This window comes from Xanthomonas axonopodis pv. maculifoliigardeniae (genome assembly GCF_041519315.1).
Lineage (GTDB): Bacteria > Pseudomonadota > Gammaproteobacteria > Xanthomonadales > Xanthomonadaceae > Xanthomonas > Xanthomonas euvesicatoria.
In genome coordinates, this window is record NZ_CP167998.1 from 2327672 (window position 1) to 2346987 (window position 19316).

Below are 19316 nucleotides of genomic sequence, written 5' to 3' on the forward strand. Positions count from 1 at the left end.
CGATTGTCTCAGCTGGCGGCGCCGCCGTTACACAACCGGCGCTGGCTGCGGTGCGTGATTCATGGAGCCGCGGGCTTGGGCGTCTGGGCCGCTGGCGACCACCACGGCCCGCCACCCAGGGCCTGATACAGCGCCACGGTGTCGGTGTAGCGGGCGGCTTGTGCCTGGACCGTGGCGGCCTGCGTGCTTTGGTAGGCCTGCTGCGCCTGCAGCAGATCCGCCACGCCCACCGCACCGACCGTCTGTTGACGTTGCGCCAGCGCCAGCGTGCGCTCCGCCAGGGCCTGCGCATCGGCACAGGCGCGCAGGCTCTGCGCATCGCTCTGCAGCGCGGTGAGCGCGTTGGAAACCTCGCCAAATGCGTTCAGCACCACGCTGCGGTATTGCGCCATGGCCTGCGCGTAGCCAGCTTCGGCCGCCCGTTGCTGATGCGCGAGCGCGCCGCCATGGAACAGCGGTTGCAGCAGGCTGCCGGCCACCGACCATTGCGTATTGCCGGCCGCGAACATGCGTCCGACACTGGATGCAGAGCCGCCGCCGGCCACACTCAAGGTAATGGATGGCAAGCGCGCAGCGGCCGCCACGCCGATCAACGCGCTGGCAGCATGCGCCTGCGCTTCGGCGGCGCGGATGTCCGGGCGGCGATCGACCAACCGCGAGGGCAGCGATAACGGCAATTGCGCCGGTAATTTCAGCGTGTCCAGCGTAAACGGCGCACCCGCAGCGTCGCCAGGCAACTGCCCGCCCAGAATCGCGAGCAGGGTCCGTTGCTGTTCCAGCTGTTTTTCCAGCCCCGGCACCGCGGCCTGTGCCTGTGCCAGCGCAGTGCGTTGGGCCAGCACCTGCGCTGCACCGAGCGCGCCAAGCGTCTGCTGGCGTTCGGTGAGCGTGCAGAGCTGCTCGGCGATGGCGACCTGCGCGCGTGCAGCCTCCAGTTGCGCGCGCACGGCCGCCTCGCCAATGGCCGCGTTCACCACGTTGGCGGTGAGGCTCAGGTACGCCGCATCGCGCTGATCGCGCTGGGCCTGTGCCTGCGCGCCGGCCGCTTCCACTTGCCGCCGCGTGCCGCCAAAGACGTCCAGCGTGTAGCTGACGCTGAGTTGGGCGGTGCGTAGCGCATACGGTGTGTCGATGCCGGCATCTGGCGCCGGCACCACCGAATCGCGTTGCCGGCTGGCATCCACATGCAGATCCGCTTGCGGTAGCCAGGCACCGCGTTGTGCAGCCAGCGTCTGCTGCGCCTGCCGGAGCGCTGCGTCGGCGGCCTGCAGGTCCGGATTGGCACGTAAGGCCCGCTCCACCACAGCATTGAGTTGCGGCGAGCCGAAGGCGCGCCACCAGGCGGCCGGCACGTCCTGCCCGGGCTCGAACTGCTGCGCACCACCATGTGCTGCGTCGGCGGCCACGGTCGTTGCCGGTAACGCATTGGCGGTATAGCGATCGGCAGCAGGTGGAGCGGGGCGCTGAAAGTCCGGTCCCACGGCGCAGGCGGCGAGCGATACCGCCACGGCACTGGCGAGCAATGCGTTGCGAACGTCGGTCATGCGGTCGTCTCCGGGCGGCCCTGGCGCGTTGCGACGAAGGCTTCCATCAGGTAGTACAGCGATGGCAACAACACCAAGGTGAGCACCGTGGCGGTGACCAAGCCGCCAACCACCACGGTGGCCAACGGGCGCTGCACATCGCTGCCCAGGCCAGTGGCGAGCATTGCCGGTGCCAGGCCAAGCGCTGCCACCGTCGCGGTCATCAGCACCGGACGCATGCGGCTCACCGCACCGGCCACCACCGCCTCGCGCAAGGACATGCCCACGTCCTGGCGCAGCCGGTTGATCTGCGCGAGCATCAGCACCGCGTTCAGGACCGCGACCCCGAACAGGGCGATGAAACCTACCGCGCTGGAGACATTGAGGGTCATCCCGCGCAGGTGCAATGCAGCCAACCCGCCGATCATGGCCAGCGGCACGGCGGCAAGCACCAATGTCGGCTGGCGCAGGTTGCCGAACGCGCCAAACAGCAACACGAACATGATGCACAAGGTGGTTGGCAGCACCACCAGCAAGCGCGCCTGGGCACGCTGCAGGTTCTCGAACTGGCCACCCCACACCAGCTGCATGTGCTGCGGGTCGAGGTGCACTTGCCGCGCGAGCGTGGCCTGCGCATCGCTCAGGAAACTGGACAGGTCGCGGCCGCGCACGTTGAGCCGCACGATGATGTTGCGCCGGCCCATCTCGCGCACGATCACGCTCTGGCCACTGGTGGTGGTGATGCTGGCCACCGCCGAGAGCGGTATCTCGGCGCCGGCAGCGGTGCGCAGGCGCAACGCGCCGATGGCCTGCGGATCGTTGCGATACCGTTGCGGAAAGCGCACGGTGAGGTCGTAGCTCTTCTCGCCGATGTACATCTGCCCGATCGGGTTGCCGCCGATGCCGGTGGAAATCAGATCCGACACATCGGCCGCATTGATGCCATAGCGTGCTGCCGCCGCGCGGTCGAAACGTACCTGCAGGTTGGGCAGGGGCGGCTCTACATCCACGGCGATGTCCGCAGCGCCCGGCACCTTGTGCAAGGTTGCAGCCACCTGGTCGGCAACGCCGCGAACCTGCTGCAGATCGTCGCCGAACACCTTCACGGTCAGATCGCTGTGCGCGCCGGAGAGCTTGTCCTGCACGCCGTCGATCATCGGCTGCATCATGCTCACCGTGTAACCGGGCATCCGTGCATAACGTGCGCCGAGCGCAGCGATCAATGCCTGCTTGTCCATGCCGGCCGGCCAGTCTTTGTAGGGACGCAGGCCAACGCTCGCTTCGATATGCGAAGGCGTCCAGTAGTCGGTGCCATCGTCGTTGCGCCCGGTCTGGGTCACCACGTACGAAACCTCGGGAAATTCCAGCGTGGCCTTGCGCAAGGCATTGGCCATGGTGGCGGCCTTGTCCAGAGTGATGCCTGGCGGCATCTGCACCTGCAGCCACAGCGATCCTTCGTCGATATACGGCAGGAAGTCGCGGCCGATGCTGCCCCCCAACACCGCCAGCACGCACAGGGCCAGCGCCGCGCAAGCTAGCAGCCAGCCGCGTCGGCCCACGCTGCGTTCCAGCAATGCGCGGTAGCGCTGCCCCAGTGTTTCCAGCACGCGGTTGTGCATCATCTTGCGCGGCTTGCGAAACGCCAGCCACGCCAGGCCAGGAACCAATGTCAGCGCCACCAGCAGCGCACCGATCAAGGCCGCGCCCACCGCGTAGGCCATCGGCGAAAACAGCTTGTACTCGATGCGTTCGAACGCCAGCAGCGGCAGGTACGCACAGCCGATCACGGCCATGCCGAAAAAGATCGGCCGCGCCACCTGCAGGGTGGCGTCGATCGCATCGCGTGCCGTCAATGCACGCTGGCTGTTTTCTTCGCGCAGGCGCAAGACGTTTTCCACCAGCACCACCGCGCCATCGACCAGGATGCCGAAGTCGATCGCGCCCAACGACAGCAGATTGGCCGGAATCTTGAGGTGGTGCATGAAGATGAAGGCGATCAGCAACGACAGCGGGATGGTCAGCGACACGATCGCCGCCGCACGCGGGCTACCCAGGAAGATCAACAGCACCACGCACACCAGCAGCATGCCTTCGGTCAGCGTGGCGCTCACCGTATGCAGCGTGGCGTCGATCAACGCGGTCCGATCCAGGTACGGCACCACCTTGACGTCCCTGGGCAGCACGCCGTTGTTGAGCTCCTCCACGGCGCTGTGGATGCCTTGCAAGGCCACCGACGGGTTGCTGTCCTTGAGCAGCAACGCGATGCCTTCGATCGTGTCCGGGTTGCCGTCCTTGCCCAGAATGCCGCGTCGCTCGACATTGTCGTAGCGCACCTGGCCTAGGTCCTTGACCAGGACCGGTACGCCATTGCTGCTGCTCACCACCACATTGCCGATGTCCTGCAACGAATGCAGCAGGCCGATGCCGCGGATCACGTAACTTTGTTCGCCACGATCCATCACGCTGCCGCCGCCATCGGCGTTGTTGCTGGTGATGGCGCTCTTGACCTGCTGCAACGACACCCCGTACCGGGTCAGGCGGTCCGGCTCCAGCGCCAGCGAAAACTGCGTGGTAAGGCCGCCGAAATTGGTCACATCGGCCACGCCTGGCACTTTCTGCAGGCGTGGAATCACCGTCCAGAATTGCAGGTCCGACAGCTCGCGCAGGCTGCGTGTTTTCGATTCCAGCGTATAGCGATAAATCTCGCCGGTGGGCGAGGTGTATGGGTCGAGCCCGGGAATTGCGCCATAGGGCAGGGTGACCGCCTGGATGCGTTCCAGCACACGCTGGCGCGCGAAGTAGCCTTCCGTCCCATCGTCGAAGACCAGCGTGATCAGGGAAAGGGCGAACAGGCTGCGCGAGCGCAACACATGCAGGCCGGGCGTGCCCATCAACGCACGTTCCAGCGGCACGGTGATCTGCTGTTCCACTTCTTCTGCACCCAGGCCCGGGATCTGCGTGACCACCTGCGAGGTGACATCGGCGATGTCCGGGTAAGCCTCCACCGGCAGCTGCGTCCAGCTCCATGTGCCGTATAACGCAATGAGTACGAAGACCAGCCAGACGATGCCGCGACGCTGGAAGCAGGTGGTGATGATCGCCTCAATCATTGAGCAAGGCTCCGTCCTTGATCACCACACGCTCGCCGGCCTTCAAGCCGGACAGGATTTCGGTATAGCCCTCCATTGCGCGGCCGGTGGCCACGATGCGCGAGCGATAAGCGAACGGCGCGGTTTCGACAAACACCCGCGTGTACAGTCCCATCTGCAAGAGCGCGCTATCGGGCACCACCAATGCCTGCTGCGGGCGCGACTGGAAGTGGGCGCGCGCAAACATGCCCGGCTTGAGCAGGCCGTCGCGGTTATTCAAGGCCACCCTGACTTTCAACGTGCGGGTGGCGGGGTCGAGCAAATCGTCCAGGTGTTGCACGTGGCCGACGAAGCGTTGGCCAGGATAGGCATCCAGGCTGGCAGTGACCGGCTGACCTTCGAAGACCTGGCCAATCTCGCGTTCCGGCACGCTGGCGGTGAGCCACACCTGCGAGATATCGGCCACCGTCATCAGTGACGCCGACGTGTCGTTCCAGAAGCCGCCCAGCGCAGCGCTCAGCTCCGCCACGCGGCCGGCAATGGGCGCACGCACGACATAGCGCCGGTGCGAGCTCGCCTGCGCAGCCACACCCAGCTGGGCCAGGCGATCGCTGGCCGCCCGTGCATCGTTCTGCGCGCTGTCGAAGGCCTGCTGCGCCGCCTGCAGATCGCGTGCAGCGGAAATGCTGTCCGCTGCCAGCGCCTTCTGCCGGGCAAGTTCCAGGCGCGCCTGTTCCAGCGTGGCGCGCGTCTTGCCGGCATCGCTGTAGGCACTGGCGAGTTCGGCAGAATCCAGCACGCAAAGCACATCGCCCGCATGCACGGTGTCGCCCAGGGTCTTGGGCAGTGCGACCACGCGCCCGGCCAACGGCGGCACGACGCGCACCAGGCGCTCGGGCAGCACGTCGATCACCGCCGGCATCTGCAGCAGCGGGGCGATGGGTTGGCTGCGCACGGCCTGCACGCGCAGGCTGGCACGCAGGGGCGAGTGCGCCGGCACCATCACCTGCGTGTTGGTGTGGATCAGCAGCGGCGAGGGAGCAGCCGGCGGCGGCGTGGCTCCGCAGCCGGCCAGCAAGCTGCACACACAGGCAGCTGCCAGCGTAGAACGCAGGAAGGGGGACGACATGCGATGACTCGTACGGGGAGAGGGAAGGCGTTGCACCCGCAGCCTGCGATGCGCGAACGCAGGCCGCGGTTGCATCGGCGATGGATCTACGCGCGCTGCCGGCAGCGGCGTACATCGGCATCGCCTGGCACCCATGGCGCATCGCCACAGGTGTGAGTTGTGCGCCAGCCATCCGGGCCGGCGCAGTTGCAACGCGTGCTGCAGCCGCGTCGATGGCGTGCATGGTGCCAGCCGTCAGCGCGCGAAACCAGGGGTTTTCGGGCGTTTTCGCCAGTCCATGGACATCGCATCGATATACTTTCGTATCGTCTGCGCGGGGCCGGCACGCAAGACGCCGTGTCAGCCAAGCGCTTGGCGGTTTCGCCATTGGCACGCGGCCGTCAACGAAAAGGCCCCGGACATGCCGGGGCCTTCTTTTATCTGTCACGCAGCAGTGTGCGTGACATCGTCACGTGCATCGCCTGCAGCACCGCTGCATCGGCTGCAATCAGAACTGCCAGCGCAGACCGATGTTGGCGTTGATGCTGTTGGTGTCCGAACGAGCGCGCTCGGCACCCACGTTGCCGTAGATGGAGAACGCATCGTTGAGCTGGTAACGCAGGCCAACCGAGGCGCGCAGCGACTGCTTGGACACCGGCTCGCCGGCGACAGTGAAACGCGCTTCCGGCAGGCCGGTGAACCACGCAGAGAAGTCGGCATTCGGGTTGCCCAGCAGCGAGCGATACGCCACCAGACCATCGAAGCCCCAGTTGCCGCGCGCCAGATGGCCACGCACACCCACCTCGCCGTACCCTGCGCGCAGGGTGTCGCTGTTCGCGCTCAGGCCCAGGCCCGTCACCGAGGCTTCGCTGAAGGCATCCTGGGTCTGGCTCACCACACCGGCGGCCACGAACGGCGACAACCCGGCATGCGGCATCAGGCCGATTTCCGCGCGCGCCGACCAGTTGGTGTCGTGGCGACGGTCCTGCAAGCGCTCGCCGATGCTGCCGGCCTGCACGTTGCGTTCGGTCTGGACGTTGCTCATGCCGTACGAACCGATCGCCGACAGATACGCCTGGCCGATCGGCTGGTACAGGTACGCGGTCATCGCATACCGGTCCGAGCGCAGACGGCTCGAAGACGCGGCGATGTGCGCACGGTCCTGACCGGAGGTCACGGCCGCACCGACGATGGTGCCGCCGCTGCCCATCGGCAGATCCACGCCGAAGGTGGTGGCCTGCTGGGTGTAATCGGCCGAAGCGAAACCGCTACGGCCCAGATTGCCGTCCAGGTAGCTGCCCTGCATCCAGGTGGTCAACGTGGTGGTGTCGGCCAGGTAGGGCAGGCGGTCGGCGGCCACACGTGCGTCGTTGAGCGCGGACTGGAAGCCCAGCGTGCGCTCGATGCCGTGTACCTGGCCGGTCAGGGTCGGCAGCGACGCGGCAACCTGCGCATCGGATGCTGCAATCAGCGAACCGGTGGCGCTGATCAGGCCACCCAGGTTGTCGGTGTCGCCCGAGGCGACCCGGGTATCGAGCACCTTGACCAGCGCGTCGGCCTGGTTGGCACCGTTGACCACCGACTGCGGTGCACCGGCCGCCTGTGCGCTGGCCGCGGAGGCATTGCGGGTCAGGGTTGCGGTGACGGTGGTCGGGTCGTAGGACAGTGCCGCGGTCCAGAAGAAATTGTTGGCGTACTGCACGCGGTCGAACGTGCCTTGCAGGACGCCGGCCTTGACGATCTTCTCGGTGCTGCCGACGGTGTAACCGGCCGCTTCCGGTAGCAACAGCAGATTGCCCTTCAAGCTGGCCCGGCCGGTGACGGTGAGGCCCCTGCCCAACTCGAGCGCGGTGGTGCCGGTGTTGTTGACCAGGCTGTAGTTGCCGTTGATCACACCGCCGCGCGATTCGAACGTGGCCGAGTTCAACACGATCACATCCGAACGCAGGCTGCCGGACAGTGTGAGCACGCCGTCGCTAATGCTGGTGCCGCCGGTATAGCTGTTATTGCCGCTCAGGGTGAGCTTGCCGGCCCCGTTCTTGGTCAGGCTGCCCGCGCCGGAGATGTCGTTGCTGAAGGTGCTGTCGTAGCCAGCGGTCACATTGGCCGCCCAGTTGCTTGCGAACTGGCCCGGGCCCTTGATCGCCTTGGCCGCATTGACCAGGCCCCAGCCGTACAGCGCGTCCACGCCCGGGTCGCCCAGGTCGGTGGCGGTGGTCAGCAGGGTTTGCTGCAGGTTGGAAGCGCTCATCCACGGATACACGCCCAGCACCTGCGCGGCGACACCGCTGACGGCGGCGGTGGAGAACGAGGTGCCGGCAATCTGGCCCTGCAATTCGGTGCCGGCCAGGGCCGGGGCGGTGTAGCTGCCCGGCGCGACCAGGCACCACTGCGCGGCGGCGCCGCAGTGATTGGAATAGCTGGTCAAGCCAGCGGCATTGCCGGCGCTATCGATGTTGATCGCACCGACGGCCAGCCAGTTGTTGCGCACACTGGCTTCCTGCACCGGCGTTGCCGCCGGGTAGGAAGCTTCTGCCGCGCCTTCATTGCCGGTGGATGCCACGATCAGCGCATCGGCCTGCACCAACGGGGTCAGTGCGTATTTCCAGGCCAGCGCAGCGTTGGCACTGGAGGCGGCATCGGGGTAGGAGGCACCGATGGAGAGATTGGCGATCCGCACGCCAGCCGCGGCCAGGTCCACCGCCGCACGACGGGTCTGCTGCGTGCCGCAGGAATTTTCGGCGCAGATGCGCGCATAGAACAGGTCTGCATCCGGCGCGACACCACCGGCGAAGCCGTCCTGCGCGGAGCCCAGCACCAGCGCAGACACAATCGTTCCGTGGCCGCGCAAGGCATTGGCCGACGACTCGGGCGTGCCCGGGCTGGCGGTGTAATCGTTGAAGCTGTCGACCTTGCCGCTGATCGGTGCGTAGCTGGGCACCAGGTTGTCGTCCAGCACGGCCAGCTTCACGCCCTGGCCCCGCGCGCCCGCCTGCTGCGCCAGATCCGCGTTGGTCGGCACCAGCAGATTGCTGCCCACGCCCTGATAGCGTGGCGGGGCCGGCGTCGGCGCGGGCGTGGTCTTGGGCAGCGGGTCCGCTGCCGGCGGCGGGGTCGTCGGGGTCGGCGCGATCACCGTGGTTTGCGGTGCGTCGCTACGCACGTTGCCTCCACCACCACCGCCGCCACAGGCGGTCAGGACGAGGCAGGAGGCGATGGTGGTTGCCAGTAGCGAGCGATTCATTGGTTGGTCGGTTCCAGTTATTGAGTGCGCCGCTACTGCTGGTGATTCAATTTGGCGCAGAAGGACCCCGCGCCGGCGATCGCCAGCGAAGGCATTAATTTCACGCGTTATTCATTTCTCGACCGCTGCGCTTTTTCCCCACGAGTGCGCCCGCGGAGCATCTGAAAAATACGTTTGGTATTACTCAGTGCTTGCGAGATTGTTTAACGGCGCTATCTGAGATCTCTGAAATCTGAATGGACAGTTGCTATTCAGAGAGAAATCGCCCAAATAGGATCTGCCGATTTAATCCATAGCCAGAACGAATTAGAGGCGCATTAGCAGGTGAGCCTGCAGATTATTGTCGGAGCGTACTCAACAATAATACGTCACAAATCTCGCGGGGCGACAATCCTAAATGCGACTGCGGTCTTCGTGAATCAGGGAATCGCATCCGCCTTGTCGGTGAAATCACTACGCTGGGTAGCGAATTCAAGCGCGAGTTAGCGGATCTAACGGGCTCTAGCACAGGACGTTCGTGGCCGGACTGATACGGGCAAAATTATACTAATTTGCTCATTTCCTCTTGCCGATTAATTGAATATATTCCCGGGAATATAATAAATAAGGTCAGGCGCGAACCTCCATTGTGCGTAATCCTGCACTTCAGATGGGTCAAATTCACTAGTTCGGCACCTTGCTTAAAGATCGGGCAGCAATTTCGAATAAATCTCGCAGCCAGGTCGTTGATCTTTCAGACGGGGGCGCAGCTGAATGGCGCGTGTTTTTTTCCTGTGTGTGGATTTAAATTCCGACACGCGCAGCTGCATTCCCCGACGGCAGGCCGGGTCAAACGCCAGCGATGACGCTTACCGTCATGGGCGGGAAGCGCATCGCCTGCCGCTGCGCGGCTGCGTCCGGTGTCGCCGTTCGGCGCACGCTGGCGGCCAGGTTCTGCCACGCCCCATCGCGGTTCCACATCACACAAGGCAGATCGCCGCGCAACGCCACCTGTGCCGGCGACAGGTTTGGCGATGCTCGCTGCAGCGCAGACTGCGATCGCGTAAACGGTTCAAGGTGTGCTGCTGCCGCGCTGACCGATCGTCGCTATGCTCGCTGGGGATGAGCACCACATCGCCCGAGGATCTGCTGACGATGGAAGGCACGCTGCATGGCATTGCCTATGCCGTGGTGGCCCGTCAGCTAGAGCGCCAGCGCGTGGTACTGGACACCTTGCAGGTAGGCGGGCAGTCGGTTCCGTTGACGGGCTCTCCCACCTTCGGTTCGCTGCAGGCTGCAGTGGACATCGGCAGCAAACTGGCCCGGCAATACATCGGCGAACTGCTGAAGAAGCAAACGCGCCCGCGCTCGACCCCGCCCGGCAACGCACAGGGCTAGCGCGCAGACGCCAGCACACGGCCACTGCGTTGTCGCCCGGTGCGATCAGCGATGCAGCGAGAAAGCATCGGCGGTCATCCACATCGTGCAATCGCCTTCACTCGGCCCTATTCTCTGCCCGGGCATCGGTGGCAACGCGTCGCTGGCATGCCGGACGGAGATGAGGCTGCGTGACAGAGGCAAGGAAAGACCCGGCATGCGCGGAGTAGGGCGCATGTTCTGGCTGATGCAGGCATTGGGCTGGTCGCTGTTCCTGGCGATTGCCTACGTGGCTCGGCCTAGCGAGGAAGCGGTGCCCGATGGGCTGCAGCTGGCCGCAGTGGCTGGCTTCAGCGTGGGCGGGTTGCTGGGCAGCCTGCTGCTGCGCCGGCTCTATCGAACACTGCAAGCCGATGGCTACGGCGAAGTGCGTTGGCTGGGCCTGTTGCTGGTCGCCAGCCTGCTGGCGGCGCTGGGCGTGGATGTGGCGGTCCACGGCTTACTGCTGGGCTTGCGCGGCTTCTCCCCGGGGTTGATGGCGCTGTCCGAGGCGCAGCCGATGATCGCGGGCACGGCCCTGCTATGGCCGGCCTACATTGCCTGGAGCCTGCTCTACCTGTCGATCAGCAGACAGACGCGGCTAGCCGAAGCGACTCGCCACCAGAACGATCTGCGGCTGGCGCTCAAGGAGGCGCAGTTGCAACGTCTGCTCGGCCATATCAGCCCGCATTTCACCTTCAACACGCTCAACAATATTCGAGCGCTCATCCTCATCGATCCAGAGCTGGCACGCGAACAGATCACCCGCTTCGCCAGCACGCTGCGCTACCAGTTCACCGGCGGCGAAGAAGCCCTGGTGACCGTGGACGAAGAAATGGCGGTCGTGCGCGACTATCTGGGCTTGGTCGGCATGCAACTCGGCAAGCGCCTGCGCTATGCCGAACACGTGGATGCAGCCGCATTGCTGCGACGGGTACCACGATTCTGCGTGCAGCTGCTGGTGGAAAACGCGATCAAGCACGGTCTGGGGCTCAGCAGCAGCGTCGGCGATCTGCAGGTAGGCATTGCCGTGTAGGATGATGCGCTGCATATCCATGTGCGTAACAGCGGGCAATTGCAAGCCGGCGGCAGCGGCGGCACGGGACTGGCGAACCTGCGGCAACGCCTGCAACTCTCGTTCGGATCACATGCCGGCCTGCAATTACATGAAGAAGGCACGTGTGTGGTGGCACATGTATGGATTGGAGAGGGCGCGTGATTGAAGCGGTGATCGTGGAAGATTCGGAGCTGGCCCGCTTCGAACTGGAGCATCAGCTCAAGGGTTACCCGCAGCTGCGTGTGCTGGGCCATGCCGATGATGTGGACAGTGCAGTGCAGTTGATCGAATCGGCTACGCCGGACGTGGTCTTTCTGGATATCGACCTTCCCGGTGGCAACGCGTTCGATGTGCTGGAGCGCCTGAGTCGGGTACCGCGCATCATCTTCACCACCGCCTTCGACGCGCATGCGCTCAAGGCGTTCGGCTACAACACGGTGGACTACCTGCTCAAGCCAATCGAACCGCAGCGGCTTGCCCAGGCAATCGAGAAACTAGGCGACGCGGTTGCCGCCCCGCCGGTGCGGCGTGCGATGGACAGCGCCATCTTCATCAAGGACGGCGAGCACTGCTTCCTGGTCAAGCCGCGCGATGTGCGGTTGATCGAGGCGGTCGGCAACTACAGCCGGGTGTACTTCCAGAACCACGCGCCACTGCTGTATCGGCCGCTCGGGGCGATTGAAACGCAGCTGGCGCCGGACAAATTCTTCCGCGCCAGCCGCAAGTACATCGTCAATCTCGACTTCGTGGAGCAGGTTGCACCGTGGAGCAACGGCGGCCTGATGCTGACCCTGCGCGGTGGGCTGGAAGTGGAAGTGTCCCGCCGCCAGAGCGCACGCTTCAGAGAGCTGCTTAGCCTTTAGCTTTCGGCGGTTTCTGGGTGGCTGGCAACGTGGGGGCAATTTGCCAGATCAGTGCCGATGGCGCACGCGAGCCACGGGGCATGCGTGTGGCATATGCCCACTCTGTGCACCGATTCCGCCGGAGGGCAGCCGCGCAGCCGCTTGTCAGTTGTCCCCGGTCGGTTCGCGAGTGCCGCTGCTGTCACCCATCAAGCGGTCGTGCATGGTCATGACTGCGTTGCCATTGCCGTCTTTGTTGAAGCTCAACGCATCCAGGCTCTCGTCCAGGTAGTAACGGCCGTCGGCATGCGGCAGCACGGCAACCGGGTCTTCTCCCTCGCGCTGCAGTTGCAGCGCGCCGTCCACTTCCGCAAGCACGCGTACATCATCTGCAGCAAAGCGATAACGGCCCAGCCATGCGCGGTCCTGGCTGCGCAGCGCGACCGTCGCCGCATAGGCATGCCCGGCGGCGATGGCGGCCAAACGCACGCTCAGGTTGGTCGGATCCAGGAACTCGGCATTGGTCAACACGGTCACGAAGACGTCCGGCTGCGTCACCCGCACCACATAGCTGTTGAAGCCGTTGATGAAGCCGCCATGCTCCACGTCGGCCATGCCGTTTACCTGGCCGATGATCCAGCCGAAGCCGTAGGGCGAGGCGCTGCCATCGGCCAACGTGGTCGTGCGCATCGCCTGCGCCAGCAGCGATGCCGACACCGGCAAGCCATCGCGCAATGCGCGGTGCCAGATCGCCAGATCGTCCACCGTGCTGATCAGACCGCCCGCGCCTTGCGGCTGCGACATGCTGATGAAGTCGGCGTTCTGCAACTGGCCCTGCGCGCGGCGATAGCCATGCGCGCGTTTGGCGATCACGGTGAGATGGTCATCGTAGCGGGTATGCAGCATGCCCAGCGGCTGGAACAGCGACTGCTGCATATAGACCGGGTAGGGCTGAGCAGTGATACGTTCGATCAGATAGGTCAGCACGATGTAGTTGGAGTTGCTGTAGCGAAAGCGCGTGCCCGCAGCAAACTCCAGCGGCAGGTCCTTGAAATAGTTCATCAGGCTCCGCGCATCGGTGTCTTCCCGTCGCGCGGCGCGCGAGGCAGCGATGCTGCTGACATTCTTGATGCCGGAGGTATGCGTGAGCAGTTGCTGCACAGTGACCTTGGCGAGCGGGCCGCTCAGCGCCGGGTCCACTGACTCCAGGCAGGTATCCAGTTGCAGCTTGCCCGCCTGCACCAGTTGCAGTACCGCCATGGCGGTGAACTGCTTGCTGACCGAAGCCAGCCGCATTGCCGCGTCCGGTTGCATGGCCACGCCATTTTCGATGTCCGCCATGCCGTAGGCCCGGCGCAGCAGCACCTGATCGCCACGCGTCACCAGCACCACGCCGCCCGGCTGGCTTTCCTTGAAGAACGCAGCGGCCTCGCGCGCCAATTCGGCCGGGGCTGACGCCGGCGGTGTGGTTCCCGTCGCGCGGGCCGTGCCGGCCATGCTCAGCGCGGTAGCCAGCAGCATCATCGCAATTGTCTTCATACACCTGCTCCTTCAGTGGATGGAGCGCAGCTTGGAAGCGGAGCCGTGCAGCGCCCAGCGATGCATGACGTGCGGTCGAGACAGGCATCGAACGGTCGACGGAGCGGATGAGCGGGAGCCGTAAGTGACGGTCTGCGCTGCACATGGCCCGGCATCGCGTGGGGTCAGGGCGTGGGCGCTATGGACATGCGGCGGCACCTCCCAGGCAGCCCGGCAGCAGGCTGCCCAGGCATCGAACGCGACAATAGATGCAGCCTGCGTGCGTTCGAAAGGCACTAGGCAGCGCCAGCTTCGGTTATCTGCACGGGCACGAATTGCGCCAATATCACGCTGCTCATCACATGCAAGCTGTCAGCATCGGGGGCACGTTTCGCCATTGCCCCAATGAGTCCGCTATGAATTCAACGACCGTTCCGGCCCGTCCATGGGCCGTCCACCCGTTCCACGCAGCCGTGCTCGGCGGTGTGTGGCCGCTGTTTCTCGGCGCCTTGCTCAGCGATTACGCCTACTGGAGCAGCTACCAGATCCAGTGGAGCAACTTCGCATCCTGGCTGCTGGTAGGCGCGATGGTGTTGACCACGATTGCGCTGGTGTGCGCCATCGTCGCGCTGGTGCGCGGAAGCCGTAACCTGATCTACATCATTGCGCTCATTGCTACGTGGATCGTGGGCTTTTTCGATGCCTTGCATCATGCCCGCGACGCATGGGCCGTCATGCCGGCAGCCCTGGCGCTGTCCGCGATTGCGACGTTGTTCGCATTGGTTGCGACCTGGGCAGGATTGTCCGGTCTGCGCGTAGGAGGTGCACGATGAAGCGTCAGACCACCAGTCTCATCACCGTCTCCATTCTTGCTGCAGCGCTGGCCGCATGCGGCAAGGCGCCGGAGGTCAGTCAGCGCGGCGCAACCCCGGAACTGCCGGAGCCGGATCGCGGCTTGCTGCCCGACATGAAGATTGCCGAGCCAACCGCCTGGAACGAGCGCAAGCCCACCGTGCCGGCAGGCTATCGCATCACCGCGATCGCCAAGGATCTTGGCATTCCGCGCCAGACACTGGTGCTGCCCAATGGCGACATCCTGGTGGCAGAAGGCCGTGGTGGCAGCGCGCCAAACCTCAAGCCAAAGGATGTCATTGCCGGCGCGATCAAGGCCAAGGGCACCTCCAAGGCCAAGAGCGGCAATCGCCTGACCTTGTTGCGCGATGCTGATGGCGATGGCACCTACGAACTGAAAACGGTGTTTGCCGACAAACTCAACGCGCCCTACGGGCTGGCGCTGATTGGCGAGGCGCTGTACGTAGCGAACCAGGATGCGTTGGTACGCTTCGAGTATCGGCAGGGCCAGACCCAGGCGAGCGGGGCGCCCACCAAGGTGACCGACCTGCCGTCGGCCATCAATCATCATTGGACCAAGGCGCTCACAGCCAGCGCGGATGGCCGCTATCTGTATGTGGCCATCGGCTCCAACAGCAACATCACCGAACGTGGCATGGCCGTCGAGCTCGACCGCGCGCAGATCTGGCAGGTGGATGCCGCAACCGGCGCGCACAAGCCGTACGCGACCGGTATCCGCAATCCCACGGCGCTGGCCATCCAGCCGGGTAGCGGTGCGTTGTGGGCAGTGGTCAACGAGCGCGATGAAATCGGCCCCAACCTGGTGCCGGACTACCTCACCTCGGTACGCGAAGGCGGTTTCTACGGTTGGCCCTACAGCTATTGGGGCAAGAACGTAGACGCGCGCGTCATGCCGCAAGATCCGCAGAAGGTGGCATCGGCGATCGTGCCGGACTATGCCCTGGGTTCGCATGTCGCCGCACTTGGCGTTGCGTTTTCTTCCAGCGCAATGGGCGCCAAGTTCGCCGATGGCGTCTTCGTCGGCGAGCACGGTAGCTGGAACCGAAATCCGCCGGTTGGCTACAAGGTCGTGTTCGTGCCGTTCCGCGACGGTCGCCCGGCAGGCGACCCAATCGACTTCGTGTCCGGCTTCCATGGCGAAGATGGCAAGACCCGCGGCCGGCCGGTGGGTGTCACGGTCGACCCGCGTGGTGCATTGATCGTTGCCGATGATCTGGCCAACATCGTCTGGCGCGTCACACCAGACGCCGCGGCCGCTGCGCCCCAGTAGGCAGGACCAGCCGCGCAGTGACGATCCCGGTGTTGCAGCTCCGGTATCGTCGCTGCAGTCGGCGATGCTGATTGCTGCTTCCAATGGGGCGCGATGTCGATTGCGTGCACTGTCATGCCATGAAGACTTCGCGCTCACTCAGGTGTCGATGCCCTGCAAGTGACGCATCCTGGGGAGCATCGTCGTTGACATCGTCGGCGCTTTGCTAGCATCACCACACCCCCGATGCAGAGCACATCCTCATGCTGCCGACCACATTCCCGACGCCGGACCTGTTCTTGCCAGGCCAGGGCGAACCGGCATTGCGCTGGGGCGTGCTGGGTCCCGGCAAGATCGCATCCGCATTCGTCGATGCCTTGCGTCGCAATACCCGCCAATGTCCATTCGCAGTGGCCTCGCGCAGCCGCGAACGTGCCCAGACGTTCGCCGATACCTGGGCGATGGAACACGCCTGTGACAGCTATGAGGCGCTCGTCCATCACCCGGACGTTGACATCGTCTACATTGCGACCCCGCACAGCGAACATCTGGAACATGGCCTGCTCGCACTTCGTGCGGGCAAGCATGTCCTGATCGAAAAGCCCATGACCACCTGCGCGCAGGACGCCCGCATCCTGGTGCAGGAAGCGCGTGCGCGCGGACTGTTCCTGATGGAGGCCATGTGGAGCCGTTATCTTCCACACACCTCGGTAGTGCGCAAGCTACTGGCAGATGGAGCGTTGGGCGATGTCCGCCACGTGTTCGCAGACCTGAGTCAAGCGGGGCCTCGCGATCCGTTGCATCGGCAACGCAATGCTTCACTCGGGGGAGGGGCGTTGCTCGACCTGGGCGTCTATACCGTGCAGTTCTCCTCGATGGTGTTGGGCGCGCCCAGCGCAATCACGGCCGTGGGCGCGCTCACCCAGACCGGCGTCGATGCCTATTCGACCGTGGTGCTGTCGCATGGCGGGCACGCGCAATCCACCCTGGTCAGTTCCATCGTGGCCCGTAGCAGCTCCACCGCCTATGTCACCGGTAGCGCCGGCCGCATCGATCTGGCAGGCGATTTCCATAACCCGACCACGCTGCGTCTGGTCGGCAACGGCGACGCCATCGAACCGTTGCTCTGGACCGACCCCACCGGTGTTGACGGCTATCGCGCACTCTCCTGGCAAGCCACTGCAGCTGCTCGCTACATCGGCCAGGGATTGATGGAATCGCCGCTGCATCCGCTCGACGAAGTCATTCAGATCATGACGACTTTGGACGTGGCGCGCTCGCAGCTAGGGATGGTGTAGGACCGCGCCACCCGGTACGACGCGCGGGCAGGGCGGACATCCATCCAGGAAGAATCTGCTCTTGGAGGACTGCAGGCAGAGGATCGCAGCACGTATCTCTGGTCAATGGCCGCGCATTCTCTGCACGCATGCATTGGCCATTTCAGCCAAGAACATTGTAGAACGGCCTGTGATTGTCCTGGTGGCGACGAGAAAGCGTCTGGCGCATGTCACGCATTTCAAGATCATGAAAAAGGCGCCCCCACTACAGCAGGGGCGCCAGTCCAGTTGCACGTTGCAGTGAGTCAATATTGCGGTGCAAGCAATCGAAACCGAACTTACTGCGGCAGATCGCACTTGAGTTTGCCGTCGACGTAATACGGCTTGGGAACATCCGGATTCTTGCTGGTCTTCTCGAACACCACTTCAAATGAGCCAAGATCCGGCGTGCCGTTGCGCGATGTGCAGGCTTCCTGCAATTTCTTCTTCACCGCCGCGATGCCTGCATCGCGATTGGCGCCTTCGGCGCTGTTGGTCAGGTTGGCAACTTCGGCGTAGGCCATCGAGCTTAGCCCCATCAGGCAACCAGCCAGGATCATCGTCTGTAGCTGCTTCATACAATCTCCTTTGTCGTGTCGCTCATGCGCTGCAGCTACCCTGCAGCGCCGACAGCATAGGCGGTTCGCGTTAAGCGCTCGTGGGCACTGGAATCTGGCCCTTTCGGGTCATCAGCATCAGCAACGGCAGGCAGTCATCGCGCAACCGCAAGCGTCGCCCATGCAACCACGGCATAGCGTGCGGTCTTGGCAACGACCAGCAGAGGCACCACCGCACGCAGCGGCTCGCGCATGAACCCGGCGGCGAGCGTGAACGGGTCGCCGATGACCGGCATCCAGCTCAGGAGCAGCGGCCATTTGCCATCTCCTAAGTTAGATGGGTCAAAGCCTCACGGCCGCTCTAGCTTCATGAGGAGCGCATTTGCCTTGGCCATGCGCGCTTGGACCGATGTCGAGGCGAGTGGGTCGAACCGCGCAACGACATTGCCGGAGCTGTCGCGTATCCAGATCGTTAATCCGACACCTAAACTCTTCGATAGCTCGCGCCAGGCGATAAGCTCCGCAAAGTCTTCGCCTGCCGAAGCGGTGGAGTACAACGACACAAATGGAGATTCGGCCAGAGCCCGATAAAGCATTGGTGCCTGTGACAGGGGCTGAGCTGGTTTGCGCCGGTAGACGGAGGACGCAAGCGGGCCGCGATCGAGTGGAGCGGCCAAGCTGCGGTAGTCGGTCCATATCTCGCGGAAAGGGCCGCCGTCGGCGGTGATCTTCAAGGTGCTGTCGACGACGTGAGTTGCTTCGTGCAGCAGCAGATACTCCAGAGCAGGAACCGCACCTGCATCCAGTTGAATGCGATATCCCGACGCGTCTGTAGTGAAGAGGCGGGCATCCTTGCCGGTGAGAAAGTCGCTGAGCGAGGTGTCGAGGACATCTCCACGCAAGGTAATCTCGAAGAGCGGTTTGCCATCGGCGCCGTCGTACTCGCGTGTCAATGCCGTACCCGGGCTCCAGGGCGCATCAACGAAGCTCAGTCGCGCCAGACGCTGTTGCAGGATCTGACGGTGCAACGCAGGCAATGCGTCAATCGCGCGTTCGACCAAGGCCCACTCGCGGTCGCTTAGCTGATGCACCTGTGCGCGCTGATCGTTACCAGAGAAGGCGCTCAGGCTGTCTTCGTGTGCAGGCTGGACCCGCGCGCGCAAGGACGTGCTGGACAGATCGACGTCCGCCTTCGGTGGCGTACCCGAGACCGGCGAGGGTGCGCCAGCCCAACCGACATTCGCACACATCAATAAAGACGCCAACAGGCAACCTGCCAATGGGCCAGACGTGTATTTCGGCAAATCAGACATGAGAGGCACCCGACAGAGACGGTGTTGCATCCGTATGTAGCGGACAAGTGATGTAGTGCCCATGGATCGTAGCCTAGGCGGCACGAGGTGGGGTCGTATGGCACCTATGCACGCATCCGATTGAAGCTATCTGCCCCGCAATAGTGCACTGATCATCTTGATGCCCAGTTCCATATCCGCTTGCCTGCATGCAGGCAAGCGGACATTGCGCAGCGTGATCAGCGTCTTCGCC

General features: G+C 64.3%; 13 protein-coding genes and 1 pseudogene. 6 read left to right on the forward strand and 8 right to left on the reverse strand.

The window, feature by feature from the left end:
- Positions 1 to 59 precede the first annotated feature (59 nt).
- From ACDH77_RS10120 to ACDH77_RS10135, 4 genes are all read right to left on the reverse strand, one after another.
- Positions 60 to 1544 carry an efflux transporter outer membrane subunit gene (locus tag ACDH77_RS10120; RefSeq protein WP_372353862.1) on the reverse strand — a complete coding sequence of 495 codons (1485 nt, stop codon included), beginning with the start codon at positions 1542 to 1544 and terminating at the stop codon, positions 60 to 62.
- Positions 1541 to 4633, reverse strand: coding sequence for an efflux RND transporter permease subunit (locus tag ACDH77_RS10125; protein WP_057681694.1), 3093 nt, complete (start codon positions 4631 to 4633; stop codon positions 1541 to 1543). Before ACDH77_RS10125 ends, ACDH77_RS10120 begins: the two co-directional genes overlap by 4 nt.
- Entirely contained in the window at positions 4626 to 5741 is a 1116-nt protein-coding gene (locus tag ACDH77_RS10130; protein WP_109291511.1) for an efflux RND transporter periplasmic adaptor subunit, read from the reverse strand. The genes ACDH77_RS10125 and ACDH77_RS10130 overlap by 8 nt, the downstream gene beginning before the upstream one ends.
- Before the next feature lie 487 nt (positions 5742 to 6228).
- Complete coding sequence (locus ACDH77_RS10135; protein WP_372353863.1) at positions 6229 to 8964, reverse strand: S8 family serine peptidase; 2736 nt, start codon at positions 8962 to 8964, stop codon at positions 6229 to 6231.
- Between the two features lie 1101 nt (positions 8965 to 10065).
- Between ACDH77_RS10135 and ACDH77_RS10140 the strand changes: the two genes are divergently transcribed.
- The 3 genes from ACDH77_RS10140 (at position 10066) to ACDH77_RS10150 (ending at position 12279) form a co-directional block, all read left to right on the forward strand.
- Entirely contained in the window at positions 10066 to 10341 is a 276-nt protein-coding gene (locus ACDH77_RS10140; protein WP_008571932.1) for a hypothetical protein, read from the forward strand.
- A 196-nt stretch (positions 10342 to 10537) separates the two neighbouring features.
- Entirely contained in the window at positions 10538 to 11395 is an 858-nt protein-coding gene (locus ACDH77_RS10145; protein WP_372353864.1) for a sensor histidine kinase, read from the forward strand.
- 179 nt (positions 11396 to 11574) lie between these two features.
- Positions 11575 to 12279: a LytTR family DNA-binding domain-containing protein gene (locus ACDH77_RS10150; protein ID WP_049756418.1), complete on the forward strand. Its 705-nt coding sequence runs from the start codon at positions 11575 to 11577 to the stop codon at positions 12277 to 12279.
- A gap of 144 nt (positions 12280 to 12423) precedes the next feature.
- On the opposite strand, the gene ACDH77_RS10155 is transcribed toward ACDH77_RS10150, so the two are convergent.
- Positions 12424 to 13797, reverse strand: a complete 1374-nt coding sequence (locus tag ACDH77_RS10155; protein WP_065613878.1) for a serine hydrolase domain-containing protein — start codon at positions 13795 to 13797, stop codon at positions 12424 to 12426.
- 395 nt (positions 13798 to 14192) lie between these two features.
- Here ACDH77_RS10155 and ACDH77_RS10160 point away from each other — a divergent pair, with 395 nt between their 5' ends.
- From ACDH77_RS10160 to ACDH77_RS10170, 3 genes are all read left to right on the forward strand, one after another.
- Complete coding sequence (locus ACDH77_RS10160) at positions 14193 to 14609, forward strand: hypothetical protein (protein ID WP_011347345.1); 417 nt, start codon at positions 14193 to 14195, stop codon at positions 14607 to 14609.
- The gene (locus tag ACDH77_RS10165) at positions 14606 to 15919 is read left to right on the forward strand and encodes a sorbosone dehydrogenase family protein (RefSeq protein WP_218560602.1); all 1314 of its coding nucleotides are present in this window, start codon (positions 14606 to 14608) and stop codon (positions 15917 to 15919) included. Before ACDH77_RS10160 ends, ACDH77_RS10165 begins: the two co-directional genes overlap by 4 nt.
- A gap of 242 nt (positions 15920 to 16161) precedes the next feature.
- Complete coding sequence (locus ACDH77_RS10170) at positions 16162 to 17196, forward strand: Gfo/Idh/MocA family protein (protein WP_031422667.1); 1035 nt, start codon at positions 16162 to 16164, stop codon at positions 17194 to 17196.
- Between the two features lie 317 nt (positions 17197 to 17513).
- Here the strand turns inward: ACDH77_RS10170 and ACDH77_RS10175 are convergent, their stop codons facing one another.
- The 3 genes and pseudogenes from ACDH77_RS10175 to ACDH77_RS10185 all read right to left on the reverse strand — a co-directional run bounded on the left by ACDH77_RS10175 (position 17514) and on the right by ACDH77_RS10185 (position 19084).
- A complete protein-coding gene (locus ACDH77_RS10175) occupies positions 17514 to 17792 on the reverse strand; it encodes a hypothetical protein (RefSeq protein ID WP_029819423.1) in 279 nt (92 codons plus the stop codon).
- Positions 17793 to 17926: 134 nt separating this feature from the next.
- Positions 17927 to 18094, reverse strand: a pseudogene (locus ACDH77_RS10180) (DedA family protein); the annotation flags it as partial.
- A gap of 27 nt (positions 18095 to 18121) precedes the next feature.
- Positions 18122 to 19084, reverse strand: coding sequence for a hypothetical protein (locus ACDH77_RS10185; RefSeq protein WP_031422670.1), 963 nt, complete (start codon positions 19082 to 19084; stop codon positions 18122 to 18124).
- Between the last annotated feature and the right edge of the window lie 232 nt (positions 19085 to 19316).

Bases quoted from the DNA above. Each gene is read 5' to 3' on its own strand.
- ACDH77_RS10120 (WP_372353862.1), bottom strand. From the start codon at position 1,544: ATGACCGACGTTCGCAACGCATTGCTCGCCAGTGCCGTGGCGGTATCG.
- ACDH77_RS10125 (WP_057681694.1), bottom strand. From the start codon at position 4,633: ATGATTGAGGCGATCATCACCACCTGCTTCCAGCGTCGCGGCATCGTC.
- ACDH77_RS10130 (WP_109291511.1), bottom strand. From the start codon at position 5,741: ATGTCGTCCCCCTTCCTGCGTTCTACGCTGGCAGCTGCCTGTGTGTGC.
- ACDH77_RS10135 (WP_372353863.1), bottom strand. From the start codon at position 8,964: ATGAATCGCTCGCTACTGGCAACCACCATCGCCTCCTGCCTCGTCCTG.
- ACDH77_RS10140 (WP_008571932.1), top strand. From the start codon at position 10,066: ATGAGCACCACATCGCCCGAGGATCTGCTGACGATGGAAGGCACGCTG.
- ACDH77_RS10145 (WP_372353864.1), top strand. From the start codon at position 10,538: ATGCGCGGAGTAGGGCGCATGTTCTGGCTGATGCAGGCATTGGGCTGG.
- ACDH77_RS10155 (WP_065613878.1), bottom strand. From the start codon at position 13,797: ATGAAGACAATTGCGATGATGCTGCTGGCTACCGCGCTGAGCATGGCC.
- ACDH77_RS10160 (WP_011347345.1), top strand. From the start codon at position 14,193: ATGAATTCAACGACCGTTCCGGCCCGTCCATGGGCCGTCCACCCGTTC.
- ACDH77_RS10165 (WP_218560602.1), top strand. From the start codon at position 14,606: ATGAAGCGTCAGACCACCAGTCTCATCACCGTCTCCATTCTTGCTGCA.
- ACDH77_RS10170 (WP_031422667.1), top strand. From the start codon at position 16,162: ATGCTGCCGACCACATTCCCGACGCCGGACCTGTTCTTGCCAGGCCAG.
- ACDH77_RS10175 (WP_029819423.1), bottom strand. From the start codon at position 17,792: ATGAAGCAGCTACAGACGATGATCCTGGCTGGTTGCCTGATGGGGCTA.
- ACDH77_RS10185 (WP_031422670.1), bottom strand. From the start codon at position 19,084: ATGTCTGATTTGCCGAAATACACGTCTGGCCCATTGGCAGGTTGCCTG.